This window comes from Pseudomonas sp. PDM19 (assembly GCF_014852215.1).
In the GTDB taxonomy this organism is placed as follows: domain Bacteria; phylum Pseudomonadota; class Gammaproteobacteria; order Pseudomonadales; family Pseudomonadaceae; genus Pseudomonas.
This window is the reverse complement of sequence record NZ_JACVBG010000001.1, coordinates 1260886-1282810: the sequence shown is the minus strand read 5'-3', so window position 1 is coordinate 1282810 and position 21925 is coordinate 1260886. Positions and strand designations below refer to the sequence as shown.

The window sequence follows — 21925 nt, the reverse complement described above, 5'->3', positions numbered from 1 at the left end:
GGCGATCCCTGGGTCATTCGGCCGGCGTGGCGGGCTTGTCCATCTTCGGCACCTGCTGGTCCACCCATTGCCAGAACAGCTTGTAGGTCACGGCGAGGATCACCGGGCCGAGGAACAGGCCGATGATGCCCTTGACCACCATGCCGCCGAGGGCGCCGATCAGCACCACCGGCATCGGCACGTCGACGCCGCGCCCGAGCAGCAGCGGCTTGAGTACGTTGTCGGCGAGCCCGGCGACGAAGATATAGATGGCGAACACGATGGTCGTGCCGGTGAAACCTTCGGTACTCAGCACATAGATGATGACTGGCAGGGTGACCAGGCTCGCCGGTGCCTGGGCGATGCCCAGCACCAGCACGATCAGCGCGAGGATGCCCGCGCCGGGGATGCCCTTGATGACGAAGCCGATGCCGATCAGCAACATCTGGATGAAGGCGATGCCGATCACCCCCAGGGCCACTGCACGGATCGTTGCGGTACACAGCGCGGCGATGTGCAGGCCGCGTTCCGCACCGGAAATCCGCTGGGCGATGCGCTGCGCGGCGATGGTGCCCATCTCGCCGAAGGCCATGATGATGCCGGAGATGATGATGGCGCCGACGAACAGCAGGAAGGCCCCGCCGGCACTGGCGGCGGCGCCCAGCAGCATGCGCCCGGCGTCCTTGATGTTGGGCATCAGGCCGCGCAGCACATCGGTGAGGCTGGTGGAGGCGGCCAGCCAGAGGTCATAGACGCGCGGACCGATCAGCGGCCACTCGGCCACCGAAGGCTGGGGCGCCGGCACGTGCAGGGTGCCGCTCTTGAGGATGTCGCCGACGCTGCCGGCGGACTCGGTGATGGACATTGCCATCAGGTAGATCGGCACAATCAGCACCAGCAGCACGAACAGCACCAGCAGGGTGGCGGCGTGGCCATCCTTCAGCCCGGTGCGTGCCTTGATCCTGCCCAGCACGGGATAGAGGGTGACCGCGAGGATCACCGACCACAGCATCAGTTCGAGGAACGGCTGGAACACCTCGAAGGAGAAGATCACCAGGGCGGCGACCAGCCCGGCCTTGATGAGTATGTCGAGCATGCCCTGGGAGAGGGCTCCGTCGAGCTTGAATCCTGGTTGCATGGCTGTTCTCCTCAGGCGGGACGGTCATTGCGCTGTTCGGCGCCTGGTTGGGGTGGTTCGGGTGGTTGTGGGGTGGGTGGAGTGACACCGGCAAGGCCGCTGCCATCGTCGGCGAAACAGCCACCCGGTTCGTCGTCGCGGCCCTGGCGGTGCAGTTCCAGCAGCGATTGCACTTCCTGCAACTGGTAGCGGCGCACCCAGGCAGCGGCCTGTTCCTCGCTCACGCCCAGTTCGATAAAGGCGCGGCGGCCCATCTCCAGGCTGGAGTGGAAAGTCTCGCGCACCGGGTTGGCGCCCCGGTCGAGTAATTGCAGGACCTGCTGGCGGTTCAGTGCGCGGGCGATCACCCGGGTCCTGGGGTAGAGGCGGGAGAGGGCGTCCACGGTGTTCAGGTTGATCTGCGGGTCGTCGGTGGCGACTATCACCAGTTCCGCCTCGCCGACCTTGGCGGCGTGGAGGATTTCCGGCCGCGTCGGGTCGCCGTAGTACACCGGCACGCGACCTTCCTTGCCTTGGCGAACGATGGCGTCCATCGAGGTATCCAGCGCCACCACCGGCACACCCTGGGCCTGCAGCAGGTTGGCGACCACCCGCCCCATACGGCCCATGCCGGCTATCACCACGCGCGGCTCGCCGCTGACTTCCGGCGGCCCATCCGGCACCTCGCCGACGGACGCATCGCCGCGCAACTGACGGGCCAGCGCCATCATCACCAGAGGCACCACGGCCATCGACAGGGTAATGACCAGGACCAGCACGTCGTGGACCCGCTGCTCCAGGAGTTGGTGATCCAGGGCCAGCTTGAACACCACGAAGGCAAATTCGCCACCCGACGCCAGCACCACGCCCAGGCAGAGCGCCTCGGAACGTTCCAGTCCGCCGGTGAAGCGCCCAAGGCCGAACAGCAACGGCAGCTTGATGCCCACCAGCAGCACCGTCAGGCCCAGTACCAGCAGCGGCGCACCGACCAGCAGGCTGAGGTCGGCAGTCATGCCCACGCCAACGAAGAACAATCCGAGCAACAGGCCCTTGAGCGGCTCGATCTGGGATTCCAGTTCATGGCGGAACTGCGACTCGGCCATCAGCATGCCGGCGAGGAACGCGCCCAGCGCCATGGAGACACCGACGTGCTCCATGATCCAGGCGGTGCCCAGTACCACCAGCAGTGCGGTGGCGGTGGAAAGCTCGCGCAAGCCCGAGCCGACCGCCCAGGTGAACACCGGACGCAGCAGGTAACGGCCGCCGATGATCACGATGCCGATGCCCACGGCGACCGTCAGCAAAGGGCGCACGCCTTCGTTGGAAGGGTCGCCGCTGCCCGCCAGCAACGGCACCACGGCGATCAACGGAATGGCCGCGATGTCCTGGAACAGGAGGATGCCGACAGCCAGCCGGCCATGGGGTTTGCCCAGTTCCTTGCGCTCGGCGAGCACCTGCAGGCCAAAAGCGGTGGAAGAAAGCGCCAGGCCCACACCCAGTACCACGGCAGCGGCAGGTGACTGGCCGAACAGCAGGAAGGCGATCAGCCCGAGTACCAGGGCCGTCAGCCCTACCTGCAGCGACCCTACGCCGAACAGCGAGCGGCGCATCATCCACAGGCGCCGCGGGGAAAGCTCCAGGCCGATGATGAACAGCAGCATCACCACGCCCATCTCAGAGAGGCGGCTGACGTTCTCCGGGTGGCTGACCAGGCCCAGCACGGACGGGCCGATCAGGATGCCGGCCAGCAGATACCCCGGCACGGCGCCCAACTTCAGGCGTTGCGCCAGGGGTACGAGAATGACGACCGTCAGCAGGAAGATTACCGTCGCCTGCAGCAGGCTCCCGTCATGTGGCATTCATCAGCCCTCTTGTGGTTCCTTGCGGGCCACTTGGCCCTGTCGATACTGCCCGGCAGGTGTTCTCCCGCCGGCTGCTTCCTGGCTGCCACGTCACCCCGCTCCCAGGGCTTCTCTGGGGAAAGAGAGCAGGGGGCTTGCATCTGCTACTGCGCCGCTCAGGCACACGCATCGCACAGGCCTCACGTTGTGGAGGACCTGGCGAGTGCTGATCGGTGAGAAATGAGTATGGGTGATCCGCAGCTTTTTGCCGGCCGGCGAGCTTAAGTCGCTATCGCCCACCTAGAAAGGCAACTCCAGCAGATTCAAATACTTACGATGGTTCGGGGAAAACTAGAGCTTCCAGATCGGACCGTAGCTGCCAAAGCAGGCGTTCGACAGCGCCTGCGGGCGTACGCCGTGGGTTTCGTATCCGCCGAACTCGTTGATTTCCAGGGTCAACTGAGGGGTGAGTTCCTTGCCACTTTTCAGCCGCACGCTGTCGAACACCCGCAGCTTCTTGCCGGTGTTGACCACGCTGGTCTCCATCCAGGCGTCGGGCGTGCTGGCTTCGTCCAGACGCGCCAGAAGTGCGTTGTAGAGCGGCAGGTAGCGGCCATCGGGAGCCTTGCAGTCGATATTGATCTTCTTCACCAGGGCCTCCGCCTCGGCGGAGCTGAAATACAGGCGGCTACCGAAATCCTGCTGCAGCCTGTCGACGTAGCTGCCCTGGCCATCGTTCTTCGCGGCAGCCGTCATCGGTTGTGGGGAAAGGTCCGCCAGACACGACTGCCGGCTTTTATAGAAGGTGTGAGAAACGCGAACACCCGTGGGCTTGTAGATCGCCGAAGTGATCAGCACGTCGCCATTGGCGCTCAGGTGATCGCCATCGGGAACGTATTCGCCGCCATTGCCCCAGACACCGTCCGGGAGCCCGTTCGGCCATTCGGTGCAGGTGGCTGGCGAAGTATCGCGGCGAAGCTCGTAGAGACGGCCCTGGAGAAAAGCCACCTGGGCATGAGCGAAGAATGAAATCAGCGACAGGCAGGATGCGATGAGCAGTCGAGTCCGATTCAAGAAGCGTCTCCTTGTTGCCCATCGGAGTTCCGGCAGGCCATACGCACAGAAGAATAGTCGGGCTCGTGCCAAATGCTTTCGAAGTTGTCGCAGGGAGCGCCCAGGGGGAAATGTACGCAACCCGCTGATTGATTCACATCGAGCAAGAGTTGGCCCAAGCGACAGGCGGGGGAAGAACGGACCGATTGATTGACTCAGGTCCATGAACCGCGAAGGTCGATTTGTCCGCGATTTCCGCGTCCTTCAGACTGGTTGTCTTGTATACAGTTTCTGGAGTCGATGATGCGGAAGTCCCTCTCAGCACTTGCTTTTACCATCCTGGCGTCACAAGGCGTCATGGCCGGCGAGACCACGACCACGGCGGTCGGAGGCGGTATTGGAGGCGCTCTGGGGAGCGTGGTGGGCAATGCCGTCGGTGGTAGCACTGGTGCGGCGATCGGCGCCGGGGTCGGCGGGGCGGCAGGCGGCGCGATGTCGGCGAAGGACGGGAAGAAGACCGAAGCGGCCATTGGTGGCGGCCTCGGTGCGGCGGGCGGCCAGGTGGTCGGGAGCAAGGTGGGCGGATCTACTGGCGGCCTTGTGGGCGCGGGTCTCGGTGGCGCGGCGGGCAGCGCCATCGGCAACAACCTGGCCGACGATGGCCATGACCACCACGACAACCACCACAAGCACAAGCACCATCATTGACCGCCATTGCCGGCGCGCTCCTGCGCTCTGGCAATCTGCCTCTCAGGACGTGGTCAGGGCCACGATGATGGGGCCGCAGACTGCCAGCAGCACGTTCGAAATGGCGTAGCAGACCGTGAAGCCGACGACCGGGGTGTTGCTGCCGGATTGCTCGATGATCTTGTTCATCGATGCGGCCTCCGTCTGGGCGCCGGCCAGGGCACCGAACAGGATCATCGGGTGGAGCCCCAGGACGTAGCGACCGAAATAGAGCGTCACCAGCGGCGGAATGATCGTGACGATCGCTCCCGCGACCAGCAGGGCGGCGCCTTGCTCCTGGATGGCGGTGATGGCGGCGGGTCCTGCCAGCAAGCCGACGACGGCACCGAATGCTGTCAGGCCGAACTCGGAGAACGCCCATTGTGCGGCCGGAGGCAGCGCACCGAGCTCGGGATGACGCGAGTTGAACCAGCCGATCAGCAGCCCCGCCAGCAGCACGCCGCCGCCGATGCCCAGCTCGATGGGAATCATGCCGATATGGGTCGAGAGCATGCCGACCAGGGAGCCGATCACCATCCCCAGGGCATGGATGGCAATGTCGCTCTTGCAGTTGCTTGTGCGGATGCGACCGATCTGCTCGGCCAGGGCCTCGACACTCGCGGTACGGCCCACCAGCGTAATGACATCGCCCCGGTGCAGCACCGTTTCGGGCAGCAGTGGCAGCTCCAGCCCCTGGCGGGTGATGGTGCGGATATAGCAGCCCATGCGCTCGGCGCCGATCAGCATGGCCTTGATCTGGTGAATGGTCTTGCCGGCCAGCTTGCGGGAGGTGAGCACGATGCCGGCATCGCGGGTGGGAAACGACATGCTTTCCGGGTTGTCGATTTCCGGGCCTATCCATTGGCTCAGCTCGGGCACGGCCTCGCGCAAGGCATAGACCGCGAGTATGTCGCCGGCGCTGAGCTTCAGGTCCGCTGAACGCTCCAGAATCTGCCCGTTGCGAATGACCCGCTCGATACTCAGTGACGCGTGAAGCGCTTCGATGTCCTGGATGCGCTGGCCAACGGCGGCGGGCACGCTCAGGCAGTGGGCGCGCACGACGATGCGGGTGTAGGGAATGCTGATGGCGTTCTCTTCCCGTTCGATGCCTAGTTGACGCTCCAGCTCCCTCGCCGACTCCTTCAGGTCGACCCGCAGCAGCCTGGGGGCGATGCTGCCGACGAAGACCACGAGCCCGATGGTGCCGAACACGTAGGTAATGGCGTAAGCGACCGCCATGTGGCTGTTGAGCTGGGATTTCGCCGCTTCATCGATGGCCAGTTGTGCTATCGCGCTGCTGGCGGTCCCCATGATGGCCGTGTCGGTCAACGCGCCGGCTCCCAGCCCGGCGGTAAAACCCGCGTCGAACTGGAAGATTCGGTTCATGACCAGGATGGTGGCCAGTGCGGTGGCGCACAGGACGACGGACAGCACGACCAGTTTGACCGTGCCGCGGTTGAGGCTGCCGAAGAACTCCGGCCCGCTCTTGAAGCCCACGGCGTAGATGAACAGCGCGAAGAATACCGACTTCAGCACGTGCGGCACTTCCAGGCCGATCTGACCGATCAGCAAGCCCATCAGCAGAGCACCAGCCACCGATCCCAGGTGAAATTCGCCGATGCGTACGCGGCCCAGGAGCACGCCCAGCGCGATGGCCAGGAAGACCGCTATCTCAGGGTTGGCGCGCAATGCATGCAACACGAAGTCGACCATCGACGAATCTCCCTCTCGTAATGGGCTGCAGTTGAAAAGCCGGGGCTGGACTCAGTATGGCTGGCCCCGAGGAAACCGTGAGCAGGCCCGCTGACCATTTGGTCCGGCACTCTTCAAGCGGTCCCCGGCGATTATTCGACTAGTCTTCCCCGACATAAGCGTGGCGCGAATCGGGGGCAGTAGCGCGTACACGGCAAGCCGAGAGTCCGCATGTCGACCTCCAGCGATCTGATCATTTGCGAATACTGCGATGCGGTGTACCGGCGTGAGCCGCTCCAGCGCCATCAGCGTGCCCTGTGCGAGCGCTGTGGCGGAGTCCTTCACCGGCACAATGCGCTGACGATTCAGCAGCGACTGGCCCTGGCCATTACCGGCGCCCTCCTGCTGGCGTTCGCCCACAGCTACCCGGTGATGACCATCAGCATGCAGGGGCTGAGCAACTCCGCGACGCTGTGGGATTCGGTGATGATCCTCAGCAGCGGCAGCATCACCCTCATCGCGCTGGTCGTGGCGCTGGCGATCATCCTCGCCCCGGTGCTGCAGATAACACTGCTCATCTGGGTGCTGGCGTTCGCCCAGGCCGGGCGCCGGGCGCCGGCTTTCGCCTTCAGCATGCGCTGGCTGGAGGCCCTGCGCCCGTGGAGCATGCTGGAGGTCTGCCTGCTGGGAACCATGGTCGCGGTGATCAAGCTGGCCGGCCTGCTCGACGTGATCCCCGGTATCGGGCTGCTGGCCATGGCGGCGCTCAGCGTACTGATCCTCTATATCGCCGGGAAGGATATCCGCGAACTCTGGGAGCGCGTATGAGCCGTCCCCCCCTGGCGACCGAACTCAACCTGTGCCTCTGCCATGGTTGCGGACTGGCCTGCGATGTCCGTGAGCACGGCCATCACTGCGGGCGCTGCGGTGCGCCGCTGCATGTGCGCAAGGGCGAGGCCGTTACGCGCGCCTGGGCGTTTCTCATCGCCGCCCTGATCTTCTACATCCCCGCCAACCTGCTGCCGGTGATGCATACCGAGATGCTCGGCCAGGGCATCGACAGCACCATCGGCGGCGGCGTGCTCGAGTTCTGGGAAAGCGGGGCGTGGGATATCGCCCTGATCATCTTCATCGCCAGTATCGGCGTGCCGGCGGTCAAGTTCCTGGCCATGGGCATGTTGCTGCTGACCGTGCAACGACGCAGCAGCTGGGCGCAACGCCAGCGCTCCCAGCTGTATCGCCTGGTCGAACTGATCGGCTACTGGTCGATGCTCGACGTGCTGGTCGTCGCGCTGGTGGCCGCCCTGGTGCAGATGCGCGAACTGGGCACCATCGAGCCGCGAGCGGGCATTCTTTTCTTCGGCCTGGTGGTTGTCTTCACCATGCTTTCCGCCATGAGTTTCGATCCACGGCTTATCTGGGACGACGGAGACCCTATCGATGCAGCAGGACACCCTTAAGCCAGGCACGCCGGGGGCCGCGCCGGTGCGCACGCGGCGCTGGAACGTGTCGATGGTCTGGATTGTGCCGATAGTCGCGCTGCTGGTGGGCGCCTCGCTGATCGTGCGCAACTGGATGGAGCAGGGGCCGACCATCGAAATCTCGTTCAGGACCGGCGAAGGCCTGGTCGCGCACAAGACCCAGGTCAAGTACCGCAGCGTGGTCATCGGGGAGGTCGAGGCGGTGGAGCTGGCCAACGACAAGAACAGCGTCAACGCCACGGTGAAGCTCAACAAGGAAGCGGAATCCTTCGCCACCCAGGGCGCCAAGTTCTGGGTGGTGCGCCCACGTATCGGTGCCGGTGGCGTTACCGGTGTGGACACACTGCTGTCGGGCAACTTCATTGGCGCGGATGCCGGGGAGTCGCGGGCGCCGCAGAAGCGTTTCACCGGGCTGGAGGCTCCTCCGCCCATCACCTATGGCGAGAAGGGCAAGAGCTTCGTATTGCGCGCTGAAGACCTCGGCTCGCTGGATATCGGCTCGCCGATCTATTACCGCAAGATTCCGGTGGGGCAGGTGACCTCCTATGCCTTGCGCAGCGATGGCAAGGGCGTGGACCTGGGCATTTTCGTCGAGGCGCCAAACGACGCCTTCGTCACCCAGAACTCCCGTTTCTGGAACGCCAGCGGCGTGGACGTCGATGTAGGCGCCAACGGCCTGAAGGTCAATACCGAGTCGCTCTCGGCACTGCTGGTGGGTGGGCTGGCCTTCGGCACGCCGGAGGGAAGCACCGACGTGGCGGCTGCCAACGACAACCAGGTCTTCGACCTGTACGCCGACCGCGAGGGCGCCCTGGCGCCGCCGTCGGGTATCGCCCAGTACCTGCGCCTGCGTTTCGACCAGTCGATGCGCGGGCTCAGCGTGGGCGCGCCAGTCGAGTTCATGGGCGTCGAGTTCGGCAAGGTCACGGGCATCCAGCTGGACTACGACGAGAAGCAGCAAAGCTTCCCGGTGCTGGTCGATGCGGTGATCTACCCGCAGCGACTGGGCCCGGTGCACCAGAAGATGGTCCGGGCGTTCAACAGCACGACCGGGGATGAGGCCGGGGTCACCCGTGTGATCAGCAGCTTCGTCGAGCACGGTATGCGTGCCCAGGCGCGCAGCGGCAACCTGCTGACCGGCCAGCTGTACATTTCCCTGGACTTCTATCCCGATGCCAAGCCCGTGGCCTTCGATGGCACTGCCCGGCCGCTGCTGATCCCCACGGTTCCCAGCAGCCTGGAAAAACTCCAGGAGCAGTTGCAGGCAGTGGTGGAGCGTATCCGCAAGCTGCCGCTGGAGAGCATCGCCAACAATCTCGATGGCAACCTGCGCGAGCTGCAGGGCAGCCTCAAGCAGTTCAATACCCAGACCTTGCCCGCGGTGACCAGCACCCTGGCCGAGGTGCGTTCGACCCTGGCCACGGCCAACTCGGCGCTGGGCGAGAACTCGCCGCAGCGGGAGAAACTCAGCGATACCCTGAATGAGCTGGATCGCATGTCACGCTCGCTGCGCGATCTCTCCGACTACCTCGGACGTCACCCCGAATCGCTCATCCGTGGCAAACCCAAGGGTGCGGATGCGGACAACCTGCAGCCATGAGCAAGCACCGTACACAGGAGAGAAAGCCGATGCCGAAGTCATCCCTGCTGCCATTGGCGGGACTGTTCGCGCTGCTGGGGGGCTGCAGCAGCGCGCCGGTGCACTATCACACGCTGCTGCCGGCCCAGCCCGGCAGCCCCGCCAGCGGCCAGGTGCGCGTCGAGCGCGTGCTGCTGCCGCCGCAGGTGGATCGCTCGCAGATGGTGGTTCGCCAGGGCGGCAGCGGCCTGGTGATCCTTGAGACCGAGTGGTGGGGCGCGAATCTGGTCGACGAGTTCGGCAACGCCCTGCAGGACCAGCTCGGTGCGCCTGCACCCGGCGCGTCGCTGTTGCGAGTGGAGGTCCAGCGATTCGATTCGGTGCCGGGGCAGTATTCACTGCTGGAGGCTCAATGGCGCTTGCGCAAGCACGGCAGCGAGAAATCCCTGACTTGCCACAGCAGCCTGCAGAGCCCTGCGGAGAATAGCGTGGACAGCCTGGTGAGCGCGCATCAGAGCAACCTGCGCAAGCTGGCGGAGCAGGTGGCGCGGGCCAGTGCAGGGGGCGCGAGCGCCTGCCCCTGAGCGGCGGCGGGGAAGGGCAGTGCTGCCCCATCGAGAAAATTCGATACCGAAAAAGGGTACCCTTGGCAGCGCTTGCGCCCGCTTCTGGCACAGGCTGACGCGTTACAGGAGATAACACTTGATGGAGACTTCGTCCCGCCCCCGCAGCACCCTCAATCCACCGGTTTTCTACACCAGCGCCGCACTGATCTTCCTGCTCGTGCTGTACGCCGTGGTCTTCCAGGCCGAGGCCCAGACGCAGTTCGACAGCGTGCAGCGCTGGATCTTCGGCAATGCCAGCTGGTTCTACATCCTCGCCGTCGCGCTGATCCTGATCAGCGTGGTGTTCCTCGCCATCAGCCGCTACGGTGACATCAAGCTCGGCCCCGATCACAGCGAGCCGGAGTACCGCAGCAGCAGCTGGTTCGCCATGCTGTTTTCCGCCGGCATGGGCATCGGCCTGATGTTCTTCGGCGTAGCCGAGCCGATCATGCACTTCACCAGCCCGCCGGTGGGCAAGGCGGGCACCGTCGCTGCCGCCCGCGAGGCAATGAAGATCACCTTCTTCCACTGGGGCCTGCACGCTTGGGCGATCTACGCCATCGTCGGCCTGATCCTGGCGTATTTCAGCTTCCGCAAGGGCCTGCCGCTGACCCTGCGTTCGGCGCTCTATCCGCTGATCGGCGAGCGCATCTACGGGCCCATCGGCCACGCAGTGGATGTCTTCGCCATCATCGGTACCGTATTCGGCGTCGCCACTTCCCTGGGCTACGGCGTGCTGCAGATCAACAGTGGTTTCCACCACCTGTTCGGCCTGCCGGTGAATCCCACGGTGCAGATCATCCTCATCACGGTGACCTGCGGCCTGGCCACGCTTTCGGTCGCCAGCGGCCTGGACAAGGGCATCCGCATCCTTTCCGAGCTGAACCTGGCGCTGGCCGTGATCCTCATGCTCTTCGTGCTGCTGCTCGGTCCGACCGTCTTCCTGTTGCAGACCTATGTGCAGAACACCGGCGCCTACCTGTCGGACATCGTCAACAAGACCTTCAATCTCTACGCCTATCAACCGACCGACTGGATCGGCGGCTGGACGCTGCTCTACTGGGGCTGGTGGCTGTCCTGGTCGCCCTTCGTGGGTCTATTCATCGCGCGCATCTCGCGCGGCAGGACGATCCGCGAGTTCGTCTGCGGCGTGCTTTTCGTGCCGGCCGGGTTCACCCTGCTGTGGATGACGGTGTTCGGTGATTCGGCCATCCACATGATCCTCAACGAGGGGGTGCGCGACCTGGCGACAATCGTCGATCAGGACAGCTCGCTGGCGTTGTTCGCCTTCCTGGAGCACTTCCCGCTGTCGAGTGTGGTGTCGATGGTGGCGGTGCTGATGGTGGTGGTGTTCTTCGTGACATCCGCCGATTCCGGCGCACTGGTGGTGGATATGCTGGCCTCTTCCGGGCATGCCCATTCGCCACTGTGGCAACGTATCTTCTGGTCGGTGAGCATCGGTGTGGTCGCCGTGGCGCTGCTGCTGGCTAACGGGCTCAAGGCGCTGCAGACGGCGACCATCGCCAGTGCGCTACCTTTCTCGATCATCCTGCTGGCGTCGATCTGGGGCTTGTTCCGCGCGCTGCACCTGGACGCCACGCGGCGCGGCTTGCGCAACCAGGCGTTGCCCGCACCGCGCCATGCCCCCCATCACGAAGGCGGCTGGCAGCGCCGCCTGCGCAACATCGCCATGAAGCCACGCCGCGCCCACGTCACCCGCTTCATCAGCGAGGTGGTCCGCCCGGCCTGCGAGGAGGTGGCAGCAGAGCTGCGCAAGCAGGGGCAGGAGGTCTCGGTGGTGGAACTGGACGATGGCCGTGTCAGCCTCGACCTCTCGCCTTCGGGCGAGGCGCACTTCCGCTATGAGGTTCGCCCGCGGGCCTTTACCAGTCCGAGCTTCATGGTGCTCGACGACAGCGATGGCGGTGAAGCCCGCAAGTACTTCCGCGCCGAGGTGCATCTGCGCGAAGGTGGCCAGGATTACGACATCATGGGCTGGAGCCGTGACGACGTGATTGCCGACATCCTGGATCAGTACGAGCGGCATCTGCACTACCTGCATGTAGTGCGCTGAGGCCTGTGGTGGGCTCTTCCGCCATTGGCGGGGCCCGTCGAGAGCGGCTGCGGGAAAGTCTCAGTCAGTGCCGGCCGGGGCTTTCCCGTCCAGGTAGGGAGCGGCCAGCTCCAGCGCACCGCGTCCGCCCCGGCGAAGGCAGGCCAGCAGCGAAAGCCAGGGGATATCGGTCATCACCACGGCATCGCTGGTCAGTGTCTGCACCTCGCCAGCGGTGCCACCTGCGGGGCCACCGTCAGGCATGTAGACCAGCAGCCAGTCTTCCCGGCTTTCCAGGCACAGGCCGAATCGGTAGCCGCTGTCCTGGATGACCATCACGACGCGGGCGCCTTCGATGTTCTCCATGCCGGTGAATCGGGCTGTCGCGTCCTTCAGCAACTGGTAACCCGGCAGATTGCCGAGCAGCCGGTCTTCCAGCGCCCGTAGCGCGCTGGAAGCTGCTGCAGTCCTGGCCAGCAGCCCCGCCAGGAAGCAGAAGAGCAGCAACACGAAGATGGCCGCCACGGTGACGGAGGTGGCTCCCGCGACAGAAAAACCCGCGAAGATCGGCAGCACCTTCTGCAGCGGGCCACTGAGCAGATGGATGGCCTTCTCGATGAGGATGAACAGCAGTACCAGCGGAAGAATGAAGAGCAGCCCGCCGGCAATGGTGGTCTTGATGAATCTGAACATGCGCAGTCTCCTTGGCTTTGCGGCCCGACTCCATGGGATCGCCCCGGGCCCCTTGTGTCGCAAGAGCTTAGACGCGCGGTGAGGAAGCACCCGGCGGATCTGCCCGCCAGTCAGTCGAAGCAAAGAGCATTTCACGACAGGGCATATGCCAGGCGAAAGCTTGGGCGAGGGGCTCTGCCGCTCTATTCCTGGTGGCCAGATTCGGCAATTGCTGTCGCCAGCGGGCAATGCGATCGGCTGCGCTCATACCTAAGTATGAGTTTCTGAATCCCTACTTCGTCGCTTACGTCGTTCTCTCGTACTGATTAGTTTTCCCGGGCCAACACCAACCACGGGAAAGCCGCATGACAACAACAAAAGCGCGCGCCGGATTCGCCCCCAACGCACTGGCGCTAGCCGTTGCACTGGGCTGTGCCGCACAGGCCCAGGCCGTCACGTTCAATATCGGTGAAGTCGAGGGAACCTTCGACTCGTCCCTGTCCGTGGGGGCCAGCTGGGCGCTACGCGGTGGTGATCCGGACCTCATCGGCGTCAACAACGGTGGCAAGGGCCTGTCGCAGACCACCGATGACGGGCACCTGAACTTCAAGAAGGGCAAGACCTTCTCGAAGATCTTCAAGGGCATCCACGACCTCGAGCTGAAGTACGAAGACACCGGCGTGTTCCTGCGCGGCAAGTACTGGTACGACTTCGAACTCAAGGATGAAAGCCGGCCGTTCAAGGACATCGACGACAGCGGTCGCAAGGAGGGCGCGAAGTCCGCTGGCGCGCAGATGCTCGATGCCTTCGTCTACCACAACTACACCATTGCCGATCAGCCGGGCTCGGTCCGCCTGGGCAAGCAGGTGGTGAGCTGGGGGGAGAGCACCTTCATCCTCAACAGCATCAACTCGATCAACCCGATCGACGTTGCCGCCTTCCGCCGCCCAGGCGCCGAGATCAAGGAAGGCCTGATCCCGGTGAACATGTTCTACGTGTCGCAGAGCCTGACCGACAGCCTCTCGGCAGAAGCCTTCTACCAGCTGGAGTGGGACCAGACGGTCGTCGACAACTGCGGCACCTTCTTCTCCCAGGCGGACGTGGTGGCCGACGGCTGCAGCAACAACCTGCGCCTGCTGACCAACAACCTCGCCGCCGGCAATGCCATCAACGCCGCGCTGCCTGGAACCACCATGGACATCGACCAGAACGGCGAAGGCACCCTGGTGCGCCGCAGTGGCGACCGCGATGCCCGTGACGGCGGCCAGTGGGGCCTGGCGCTGCGCTACATGTTCGACCCGCTGAACACCGAGTTTGGCGCGTACTTCATGAACTACCACAGCCGTGCGCCGTTCCTCAGCGTGACCGCACCCTCGCAGAGCCTCTACAACGTGGCTGGCCGCACCGGTGCAGCGGCCCCCCTGGTGGTGGCGGGGAACTCCAGTTACTTCATGGAGTATCCGGAAGATATCCACCTGTACGGCCTGAGCTTCTCGACCACGCTGCCCACCGGAACCGCCTGGAGCGGCGAGGTCAGCTACCGGCCCAATGCGCCCGTCCAGCTGAACACGACGGACCTGCTGTTCTCCGGCGTCGGGCCACTGGCTGCCATCAACCCCGTGGCCTATGCCGCCTACGGCAATGCCTCGGTACTGCAGGCCACTCCGGGAGGCGACCTGCACGGCTATCGCCGCAAGGAAATCACCCAGTTCCAGACCACCCTGACGCACTTCTTCGATCAGGTCATGGGCGCCGAGCGCCTGACCCTGGTGGGCGAGGTGGGTGTGGTGCATGTCGGTGGGCTCGACTCGACCAGCGAGGCGCGTTACGGCCGCGACCCGGTCTACGGGCCGGGACCGCTGCCCGCCACTGGCTCGGTCAACACCTGCCGCGCGCTCAACCAGACCACCATCGCTGGCGCGGTGGGCAACAATGACTACACCAACCTGACCACCAACTGCACCGATGACGGCTACGTCACCGCCACCTCCTGGGGTTACCGCGCCCGCGCGATCTGGGACTACAACAGCGTCTTCGCCGGAGTGAACCTGCGGCCGAACATCAGCTGGTCGCACGACGTCCATGGCTACGGTCCCAACGGCCTGTTCAACGAGGGCAGCAAGGCCGTCAGCTTCGGCCTCGATGCGGACTACGCCAACACCTACACCACCAGCCTTTCCTACACCGACTTCTTTGGCGGCGACTACAACACGTCGGTCGACAGGGACTTCGTCGCGCTCAGTTTCGGCGTGAACTTCTAACCCAGGGGACCCTGCCATGCAGACTCAGAAAACACTGTTGAAATCCGGCGTTCTGGCCCTCTCGCTACTGGCCAGCAGCGTGATGGCTGCCGCCCCGGCGGCCGAAGTGGCGCAGCTGGGTGGAACCCTGACGCCCATGGGCGCCGAAAAGGCCGGCAACGCCGACGGCAGCATTCCGGCCTGGACCGGCGGCCTGCCGGTGAATGCCGGGGCGGTCGACGGCAAAGGCTTCCTGGCCGACCCGTTCGCCAGCGAGAAGCCGCTGTTCGTCATCACGGCGGCCAACGCCGAGCAGTACAAGGGCAAGCTCACCGAAGGCCAGATGGCGATGTTCAAGCGCTATCCGGACAGCTACAGGATCCCGGTATACCCGACGCACCGTACCGCAGCGCTGCCCGACGATATCTACGCCGCGATCAGGAACAGCGCCCAGCACACCGAGCTGGTCGGGGGCGGTAACGGCCTGCAGAACTTCGACAGCCACTACTACGCCTTCCCGATTCCGAAGACCGGCGTGGAGCTGGTGTGGAACCACGAAACACGTTACCGCGGCGGTAACATCCATCGCTACATCACCCGCGTGCAGCCGCAGGTGGATGGCTCCTTCTCGATGGTGCACTTCGAGGATGAAGTGTCCTATCCCGCCAAACTGCCGGATTTCGACAAGGCCAAGGGCGACAACATCCTCTTCTACTTCATCCAGCGGGTGACCGCGCCGGCGCGTCTGGCGGGCAACGTGCTGCTGGTGCACGAGACCATCGACCAGGTGAAGGAACCGCGCCAGGCGTGGCTCTACAACGCCGGTCAGCGCCGCGTTCGGCGTGCTCCGCAAGTTGCCTACGACGGCCCGGCAACCGCTGCCGACGGCCTGGCTACCTCCGACAACTACGACATGTACAACGGCTCGCCCGATCGCTACGACTGGAAGCTGGTCGGCAAGAAGGAGCTGTACATCCCCTACAACAGCTACAAGCTCGACTCGCCGTCGCTCAAGTACGACGACATCATCAAGCCGGGGCACATCAACCAGGACCTGACCCGCTACGAGCTGCACCGGGTCTGGGAAGTGGTGGGTACGCTGAAGGACGGTGAGCGGCACATCTACGCCAAGCGCCACATGTTCTTCGACGAGGACACCTGGCAGTTGGCCGAGGTCGACCACTATGACGGCCGTGGCCAGCTGTGGCGTGTCGGCGAGGGCCACGCGCAGCAGTATTACAACCAGAAAGTGCCGGGCTACACCGCCGAGACTCTCTACGATGTCATCTCCGGCCGCTACTCGGTCATGGGCCTGAAGAACGAAGAGAAGCAGAGCATAGTGTTCGGCGCCAAGGCGCTTGCCGCGGACTACACCCCGGCAGCATTGCGCCAGACGGGCGTTCGCTGACGTCATCAGTTCACCGAGCAACTCCGTGTTGGGCGGCCGAACAGCCGCCCTTTTTTATGCCTGATCGTCGGCAAGCCCAATACAGCCTCAAGGGCAAGCCGTACCATGGCGGACTTTGTATCAGCGAGTAACGCCATGCCCACGGCGAACATCTATTCAGACCCGTGCCGCGTTCCCTCGTTGCCCACCGGCTTTCTGCCGCGCCCCCGACTCAGCAAGACCTTGCTCGCTGCGCGCTGCCGGCTGCGGCTGATCTGCGCCCCGGCGGGAAGCGGCAAGAGCGTGCTGCTGCGCGAGTGCGCCCTGGCCCGTCCCGAACAGACCCAGGTGCTGTGGCTCGACCTGAAAGGCCTGGTGCTGGATGACGTGGCCTTGCTGCGCCTGCTCGCTTCGGCGCTGGAGCTCGTCGACAGCGATCCCATCTCGGTGCTCAACTGCCTGGCGCAGCGCGAAGGTGCGCTCTGGATCATGCTCGATGACCTGCCGCGAGCGGCAGACGAACGCATCGACCGTCTCCTCGAGCTCCTGCTGCGAGCGTCGGCGCCGACGGTGTCCTGGTGGATCGCCAGTCGTCGCAGGCCTGCCTGCAAGCTGGAGCGCCTGTTGCTCGACGGCGAACTGCTGGAGCTCGGCGCAGAAGACCTGGCCATGACGGCCACCGAATTGAGCGAGCTGCTGGGCAGCCTGTATGGCGAGGTGCCGGTTACCAGCGTGCAGACCCTGATGATGCAGACCGATGGCTGGTTCGCCGGCATCCGTCTGCGCCTGCATGGCCGAGACCCCGGGCAGTTGCCGGAAGCGATGCAGGGCAACGCGCTTGTGAGACGCTACCTGGAACAGGAAGTGCTGGCGGAGCTTTCGGCGGAGTTGCGGGATGCGTTGTGCAAGCTGTCCTGCCTGCAGGACTTCGACGATTCCCTGTGCGATCACGTACTGGGCGCAGGCGAAGGCAAGCAGCTGCTTCAGCAACTGCTCGACGCGGGTGTGTTCATCGAGACGCTCGATGCGGACCTGGGATTGCATCGTGTTCGTCCGGCGGTGGGTAGCATTCTGGCGACGGAAGTTGCCCAGGGCCTGAAGCGTGCGTTGTACCGCCATGCCTGCCAGTGGTCCGCCGGGCGCGAGCAGATTCGCCAGGCAATCGATTACGCGCTGCTCGCGGAGCAGCCCGAGATTGCCGCCAGCCTGTTGCAGCACTTCACCCGCGATCGACTGCTGCACGGCAGCCAGATGGCCCGAGTGCTCCGATGGCGCAACCTGCTGCCTGGCGAGCTGATCTCCAGTACGCCGCGCCTGCTGATCCTGAACTCCTGGGCGCTGCTCATCAGCGGCCGCCTCGACGAGGCGGAAGTCTGCGCAGCGCAGCTGCAACGCTTCCTGCCGCAGCCGACGGCACAGCGTCAGCGCGAGCTGCTCGCACAATGCCAGGCGCTGACCGGCAAGCTCGAATACCACCGGGGCAAGGCCGATGCACGGCACATGCGCGAAGCGCTGGAGAACCTGCCGGAATCTGCCTGGGCGCAGCACGTGATCGTGCTCACCGCGCTGATCGAAGTGGAAATCGTCGACGGGCGAATGGAGACGGCCGAGCAGTTTCACCGCGATGCCATCAAGATGGCGCGCCGCCATGGGAGCCGCATGCTCGAAGCAGTATTGCTGCTGCAGCAGGTGCAGCTGCTGGAAATGCGCGGCGAACTCGCTCAGGCGCTGCACCTGACCGAGCAGTTGCACCGGGAGTTGTGCGTTGAAGGCAAGGGTGAGGCCAACCCCCTGCGCGGCCGGACACGACTGCGCCTGGGTGCCTTGCTGGCGCGGCGCGGCGACTACGCCGTTGCCCGCGGACATTATGAAGCCGGGTTGCAGGAATGCCTGGACTGCGAAGACCCGGCGGCCTCCTGGGGCTACATCGGCCTGGCCGAGCTCGATGCGATGCAGAAGTCGCTCGGCCAGGCTCATCAGCGTCTGGCCGATGCAGAGCGCCTGCTGCAGTTCCGCAACATCACCGAGCCGCTGTACCAGAACCTCCTGCTGCTCGGTTACGCCCGGCTGTGGATTCAGGAAGGCAATGCCGGCCGCGCTCGTAGCGCACTGGAGGAGGGACTGCGGCAGTACAGCGGTGCAGAGTGCTGCAGGCCACCGTACGGCAATCCCGAACTGGTCCAGCATCTGCACGTGGCGCTGCTGCATGCACGGCAGGCGATGGGTGAAGAGGTCAGCGATGCCTTCGAGGACATGCTCAAGGCGGCCCTGCGGCAGGAGCGTCGCAGTCTTGCCATAGAGTTGTGGTTCGGCATGGCCGAAGCACTCTATGCCAAGGGGCAGCAGGGCGGCGCGCAGCGGGCGTTGCTCGATGCGATGGCGCTGTCCCGGCAGACTGGCATGCTAAGCGCCGAGTATCACTGCAGCCTGCGCAATCCCGGCCTGATTCGCTGGGGCAAGGACTCGCTCAGGCCGAAGGACCAGCAGGCCGCCGCAGTGTTGCTCAGCCCGCGTGAGCTCTCGGTGCTGAAGATGATTGCCCAGGGGTTGTCCAACCAGGACATCGCCGAGCAGCTGTTCATTTCACTGCACACCGTCAAGAGCCATGCGCAGAAGATCAACGTGAAACTGGGAGTGGCCCGGCGCACACAGGCCATTGTCCGGGCCAAGGAACTGGGGCTGGTGCGGTAGCCTCCAGCTACGCTAGCGGTAGGGCGGATCTTCGGGGTCAATTGCGGCGCTGCCGTCGAGCAGTTGTCGCCGGATCGCGCGCGGCGTGTCATCGAACCAGCGGCGACAGGCTCGGTTGAACACGCTCTGTTCGCTGTAGCCCAACAAGCCCGCGACCTGGGACATCGGCATGTGGCGCTCGGCAAGGTAGCGTTGCGCGCAGGAACGTCGAGCCTGTTCGAGCACCTGCTCGAATCCCGTGCCCAGCTCCGCCAGGCGACGTTGCAGCACCCGCTCATGCAGGCCGAGTTGCTCGGCGATCAGGCCGATCCGGCAGCGCTGGGTGGGCAGCGTCCGCAGGATCAGGTTCTCCACCTGATGTACCAGGCCGGCGGCGGCCTGGGCATCGAAGGGCCGCAGGTAGTCCAGCATCACGCGGTGCAGCTGCGGGTCCTGTTGTTCGATGCGCATGCCCAGTTGCTCATTGCTCAGGACCAGGGCGTTGCAGTCCTGGTTGAAGTAGGCCGGGCTCCTGAAGTAGCGCTTGTAGCGGGCGGGGGGCAGTGCGCCGGCTCCGCTGAGCAACACGGAGCGAGCGCTGAACTGGCTGCCGCACAGAAGCTTCAGGGTGTTGTGGCCAACCCCCAGTGCCAGCTCCTGCATCTGCCTCAGGCGCGTAGGGCCGGGCAGGCGAATCTCGATCAGCAGCCGCGGCGCCTGACGATCACTGCGGTCGAGCTGCACATCGATGCCGGGACTGTGATAGCCGATGAACCGCGAGATTTCCTCCAGCGCCTGGCCTACCGTGGCCGAATTCCGCGCGATCAGCGCCACCGGCCCGAGCACCTGGAGGTCCTGGTACTCGGCCATTCGCAGGCCCAGGTCGGGGCAGTCCAGTTCGTTGGCGGCACATTCGAGCACGGCCACCAGGGCGCGCAGCGGTACCCGTGCCTCGTCGTCTTCGAGTGCGGCGGGGGCTATCTGGAAGCGGTGCAGCAAGTGCTCGCAATTCCCGCCCAACTGAGCGATCAGTTGCGGAAAGCCGATGAACGAGGTCGTGCGGATGAGGGCGGTCACAGTCGTCGAAAGTCAAAAACAAGTCGTTGAAAGTCAATTAATGTGCGCCTCGGCGGCGAAGAATTCCAGCGGTCTGCGCCGAGACATGCTGCTCGGTGCGTATCGCCCGCGAACCGAGAAGAACAAGTATGGAATTCGACTACATCATCGTTGGTGCCGGCTCGGCCGGCTGCGTACTGGCCAATCGTCTGAGTGCCGACCCTTCGGTACGGGTGTGCCTGCTGGAGGCGGGTTCCGAAGACACCTCGCCACTGATCCACACGCCGATCGGCGTAGCCGCCATTCTGCCGACACGCCACGTCAACTGGGCGTTGCAGACGGTCCCGCAACCCGGCCTGGGCGGCCGTGTTGGCTACCAGCCGCGCGGCAAGACCCTGGGCGGCAGCAGCTCGATCAACGGCATGATCTACATTCGCGGGCATCGCAGCGATTACGACGACTGGCAGGCCCTGGGCAACGCGGGCTGGGGCTATGACGACGTGCTGCCGTACTTCCGCAAGAGCGAGGGCCATCATCTGGGGGGCTGTGACTACCACGGTGGCGATGGTGAGCTGTACGTCGGCCGGGTGCAGCCGCACGCGGTCACCAATGCCTTCCTCGATGCGGCCCAGCAGGCCGGGCACTCTCGCAATGCCGACTTCAACGGTGCCGAGCAGGAAGGGGTAGGGCACTACGACGTGACCATCCGCGAGGGCCGGCGCTGGAGCACTGCCTCGGCATTCCTCAAGCCCATCCGCGAGCTTCGCGGTAACCTCACGGTCATTACCGGAGCCCAGGCCCAGCGCATCCTGCTGCAAGGCAAGCGCGCCGTGGGCATGCAGGTGTCGGTCAAGGGTGAGCGCCTGGAAATCAGGGCACGCAGGGAAGTACTGCTGAGCGCAGGGGCCTTTGGCAGTCCGCAACTGCTGATGCTTTCAGGCATTGGTGCGGAGGCCGAACTGAAACCCCACGGTATTGCGCTGCAGCACGAGCTTCCGGGCGTGGGGAAAAACCTCCAGGACCACCCGGACTTCGTCGCCTGCTACAAGAGCCATGACACCACCCTGCTGGGCATCTCCGCCAGGGGCACGGTGCGCATGGGCAAGGCCTTCTTCGATTACACCCGCCAGCGTATCGGTCCCTTCGCGAGCAACTGTGCCGAGAGCGGTGGCTTCCTGAAAACCTCCGCGGACCTGGCCCGCCCGGATATCCAGCTGCATGCGGTGATCGGCCCGATCGACGACCACGGTCGCAAGCTGCACTGGGGACATGGCTTCAGCTGCCATGTCTGCGTGCTGCGGCCGAAAAGCATCGGCAGCGTCGGCCTGCACTCGGCCGACCCTTTCGCCGCGCCGCGCATCGACCCCAATTTCCTCGGCCATGACGACGACGTCAGCACGCTGCTGAAGGGATACCGCATGGTGCAGGACATCGTCGGCCAGGCACCGCTGGCCAGGTACGGCCTGAAGGACCTGTACAGCCAGAACCTCTCCAGCGACGAGCAACTGATCGAACTGCTGCGCAAGCGCACCGATACCGTCTACCACCCGGTTGGCACCTGCAAGATGGGCAGCGACGAGATGGCGGTCGTGGACGGGCAACTGCGTGTGCACGGTATCGAAGGCTTGCGGGTCGTCGATGCCTCGATCATGCCCACGCTGGTTGGCGGCAACACCAACGCCCCGTCGATCATGATCGCGGAGCGGGCCGCGGAGTGGATCATCGCTGCCTGAGTGCCGCCAGAGCAGCAGGACCCCCGAAGATCGTGGCGGGC

At 64.7% G+C, this 21925-nt stretch carries 15 protein-coding genes and 2 pseudogenes; 11 read left to right on the top strand and 6 right to left on the bottom strand.

Translation table 11 applies throughout. The features are described from left to right. Positions 1-13 precede the first annotated feature (13 nt). The 3 genes from IB273_RS05530 to IB273_RS05520 all read right to left on the bottom strand — a co-directional run bounded on the left by IB273_RS05530 (position 14) and on the right by IB273_RS05520 (position 4011). Positions 14-1117: an AI-2E family transporter gene (locus tag IB273_RS05530; protein ID WP_192210619.1), complete on the bottom strand. Its 1104-nt coding sequence runs from the start codon at positions 1115-1117 to the stop codon at positions 14-16. 11 nt (positions 1118-1128) lie between these two features. Then, positions 1129-2955: a monovalent cation:proton antiporter-2 (CPA2) family protein gene (locus tag IB273_RS05525; protein WP_192223469.1), complete on the bottom strand. Its 1827-nt coding sequence runs from the start codon at positions 2953-2955 to the stop codon at positions 1129-1131. A gap of 333 nt (positions 2956-3288) precedes the next feature. Then, positions 3289-4011, bottom strand: coding sequence for a hypothetical protein (locus tag IB273_RS05520; RefSeq protein ID WP_151187161.1), 723 nt, complete (start codon positions 4009-4011; stop codon positions 3289-3291). Between the two features lie 282 nt (positions 4012-4293). On the opposite strand from IB273_RS05520, the gene IB273_RS05515 reads away from it, so the two are divergent. Continuing rightward, complete coding sequence (locus IB273_RS05515) at positions 4294-4698, top strand: glycine zipper domain-containing protein (protein WP_081520013.1); 405 nt, start codon at positions 4294-4296, stop codon at positions 4696-4698. Positions 4699-4740: 42 nt separating this feature from the next. Here IB273_RS05515 and aspT read toward each other — a convergent pair whose 3' ends face one another. Next, positions 4741-6429 carry an aspartate-alanine antiporter gene (aspT, locus tag IB273_RS05510; RefSeq protein WP_192223468.1) on the bottom strand — a complete coding sequence of 563 codons (1689 nt, stop codon included), beginning with the start codon at positions 6427-6429 and terminating at the stop codon, positions 4741-4743. 210 nt (positions 6430-6639) lie between these two features. Here aspT and IB273_RS05505 point away from each other — a divergent pair, with 210 nt between their 5' ends. The 5 genes from IB273_RS05505 (at position 6640) to IB273_RS05485 (ending at position 12147) form a co-directional block, all read left to right on the top strand. Next, on the top strand, positions 6640-7236 hold the full coding sequence (locus IB273_RS05505) for a paraquat-inducible protein A (protein ID WP_192223467.1): 597 nt from the start codon (positions 6640-6642) through the stop codon (positions 7234-7236). Next, complete coding sequence (locus IB273_RS05500; protein WP_081520010.1) at positions 7233-7868, top strand: paraquat-inducible protein A; 636 nt, start codon at positions 7233-7235, stop codon at positions 7866-7868. Before IB273_RS05505 ends, IB273_RS05500 begins: the two co-directional genes overlap by 4 nt. Continuing rightward, entirely contained in the window at positions 7849-9489 is a 1641-nt protein-coding gene (locus IB273_RS05495) for an intermembrane transport protein PqiB (RefSeq protein ID WP_081520009.1), read from the top strand. Before IB273_RS05500 ends, IB273_RS05495 begins: the two co-directional genes overlap by 20 nt. Positions 9490-9518: 29 nt before the next feature. Next, entirely contained in the window at positions 9519-10052 is a 534-nt protein-coding gene (locus IB273_RS05490) for a membrane integrity-associated transporter subunit PqiC (RefSeq protein WP_081520008.1), read from the top strand. Between the two features lie 121 nt (positions 10053-10173). Beyond that, positions 10174-12147, top strand: a complete 1974-nt coding sequence (locus IB273_RS05485; protein WP_192223466.1) for a BCCT family transporter — start codon at positions 10174-10176, stop codon at positions 12145-12147. A 60-nt stretch (positions 12148-12207) separates the two neighbouring features. On the opposite strand, the gene IB273_RS05480 is transcribed toward IB273_RS05485, so the two are convergent. Further along, entirely contained in the window at positions 12208-12819 is a 612-nt protein-coding gene (locus IB273_RS05480) for a hypothetical protein (protein ID WP_081520006.1), read from the bottom strand. A 344-nt stretch (positions 12820-13163) separates the two neighbouring features. Here IB273_RS05480 and IB273_RS05475 point away from each other — a divergent pair, with 344 nt between their 5' ends. The 4 genes and pseudogenes from IB273_RS05475 to IB273_RS31850 form a co-directional block, all read left to right on the top strand. After that, on the top strand, positions 13164-15059 hold the full coding sequence (locus IB273_RS05475) for a DUF1302 domain-containing protein (protein WP_192223465.1): 1896 nt from the start codon (positions 13164-13166) through the stop codon (positions 15057-15059). A gap of 16 nt (positions 15060-15075) precedes the next feature. After that, positions 15076-16446 carry a DUF1329 domain-containing protein gene (locus IB273_RS05470; RefSeq protein WP_192223464.1) on the top strand — a complete coding sequence of 457 codons (1371 nt, stop codon included), beginning with the start codon at positions 15076-15078 and terminating at the stop codon, positions 16444-16446. 105 nt (positions 16447-16551) lie between these two features. Next, positions 16552-18816 (top strand): annotated as a pseudogene (locus IB273_RS05465) (helix-turn-helix transcriptional regulator); the annotation flags it as partial. Positions 18817-18927: 111 nt separating this feature from the next. Beyond that, positions 18928-19116, top strand: a pseudogene (locus IB273_RS31850) (response regulator transcription factor); the annotation flags it as partial. A 12-nt stretch (positions 19117-19128) separates the two neighbouring features. On the opposite strand, the gene IB273_RS05460 reads toward IB273_RS31850, so the two are convergent. Then, positions 19129-20172 (bottom strand): AraC family transcriptional regulator, encoded by a 1044-nt coding sequence (locus IB273_RS05460; protein ID WP_151187154.1) that lies wholly within the window; start codon positions 20170-20172, stop codon positions 19129-19131. A 128-nt stretch (positions 20173-20300) separates the two neighbouring features. Here IB273_RS05460 and IB273_RS05455 point away from each other — a divergent pair, with 128 nt between their 5' ends. Further along, positions 20301-21884 (top strand): GMC family oxidoreductase, encoded by a 1584-nt coding sequence (locus IB273_RS05455; protein ID WP_192223462.1) that lies wholly within the window; start codon positions 20301-20303, stop codon positions 21882-21884. Positions 21885-21925: the final 41 nt, after the last annotated feature.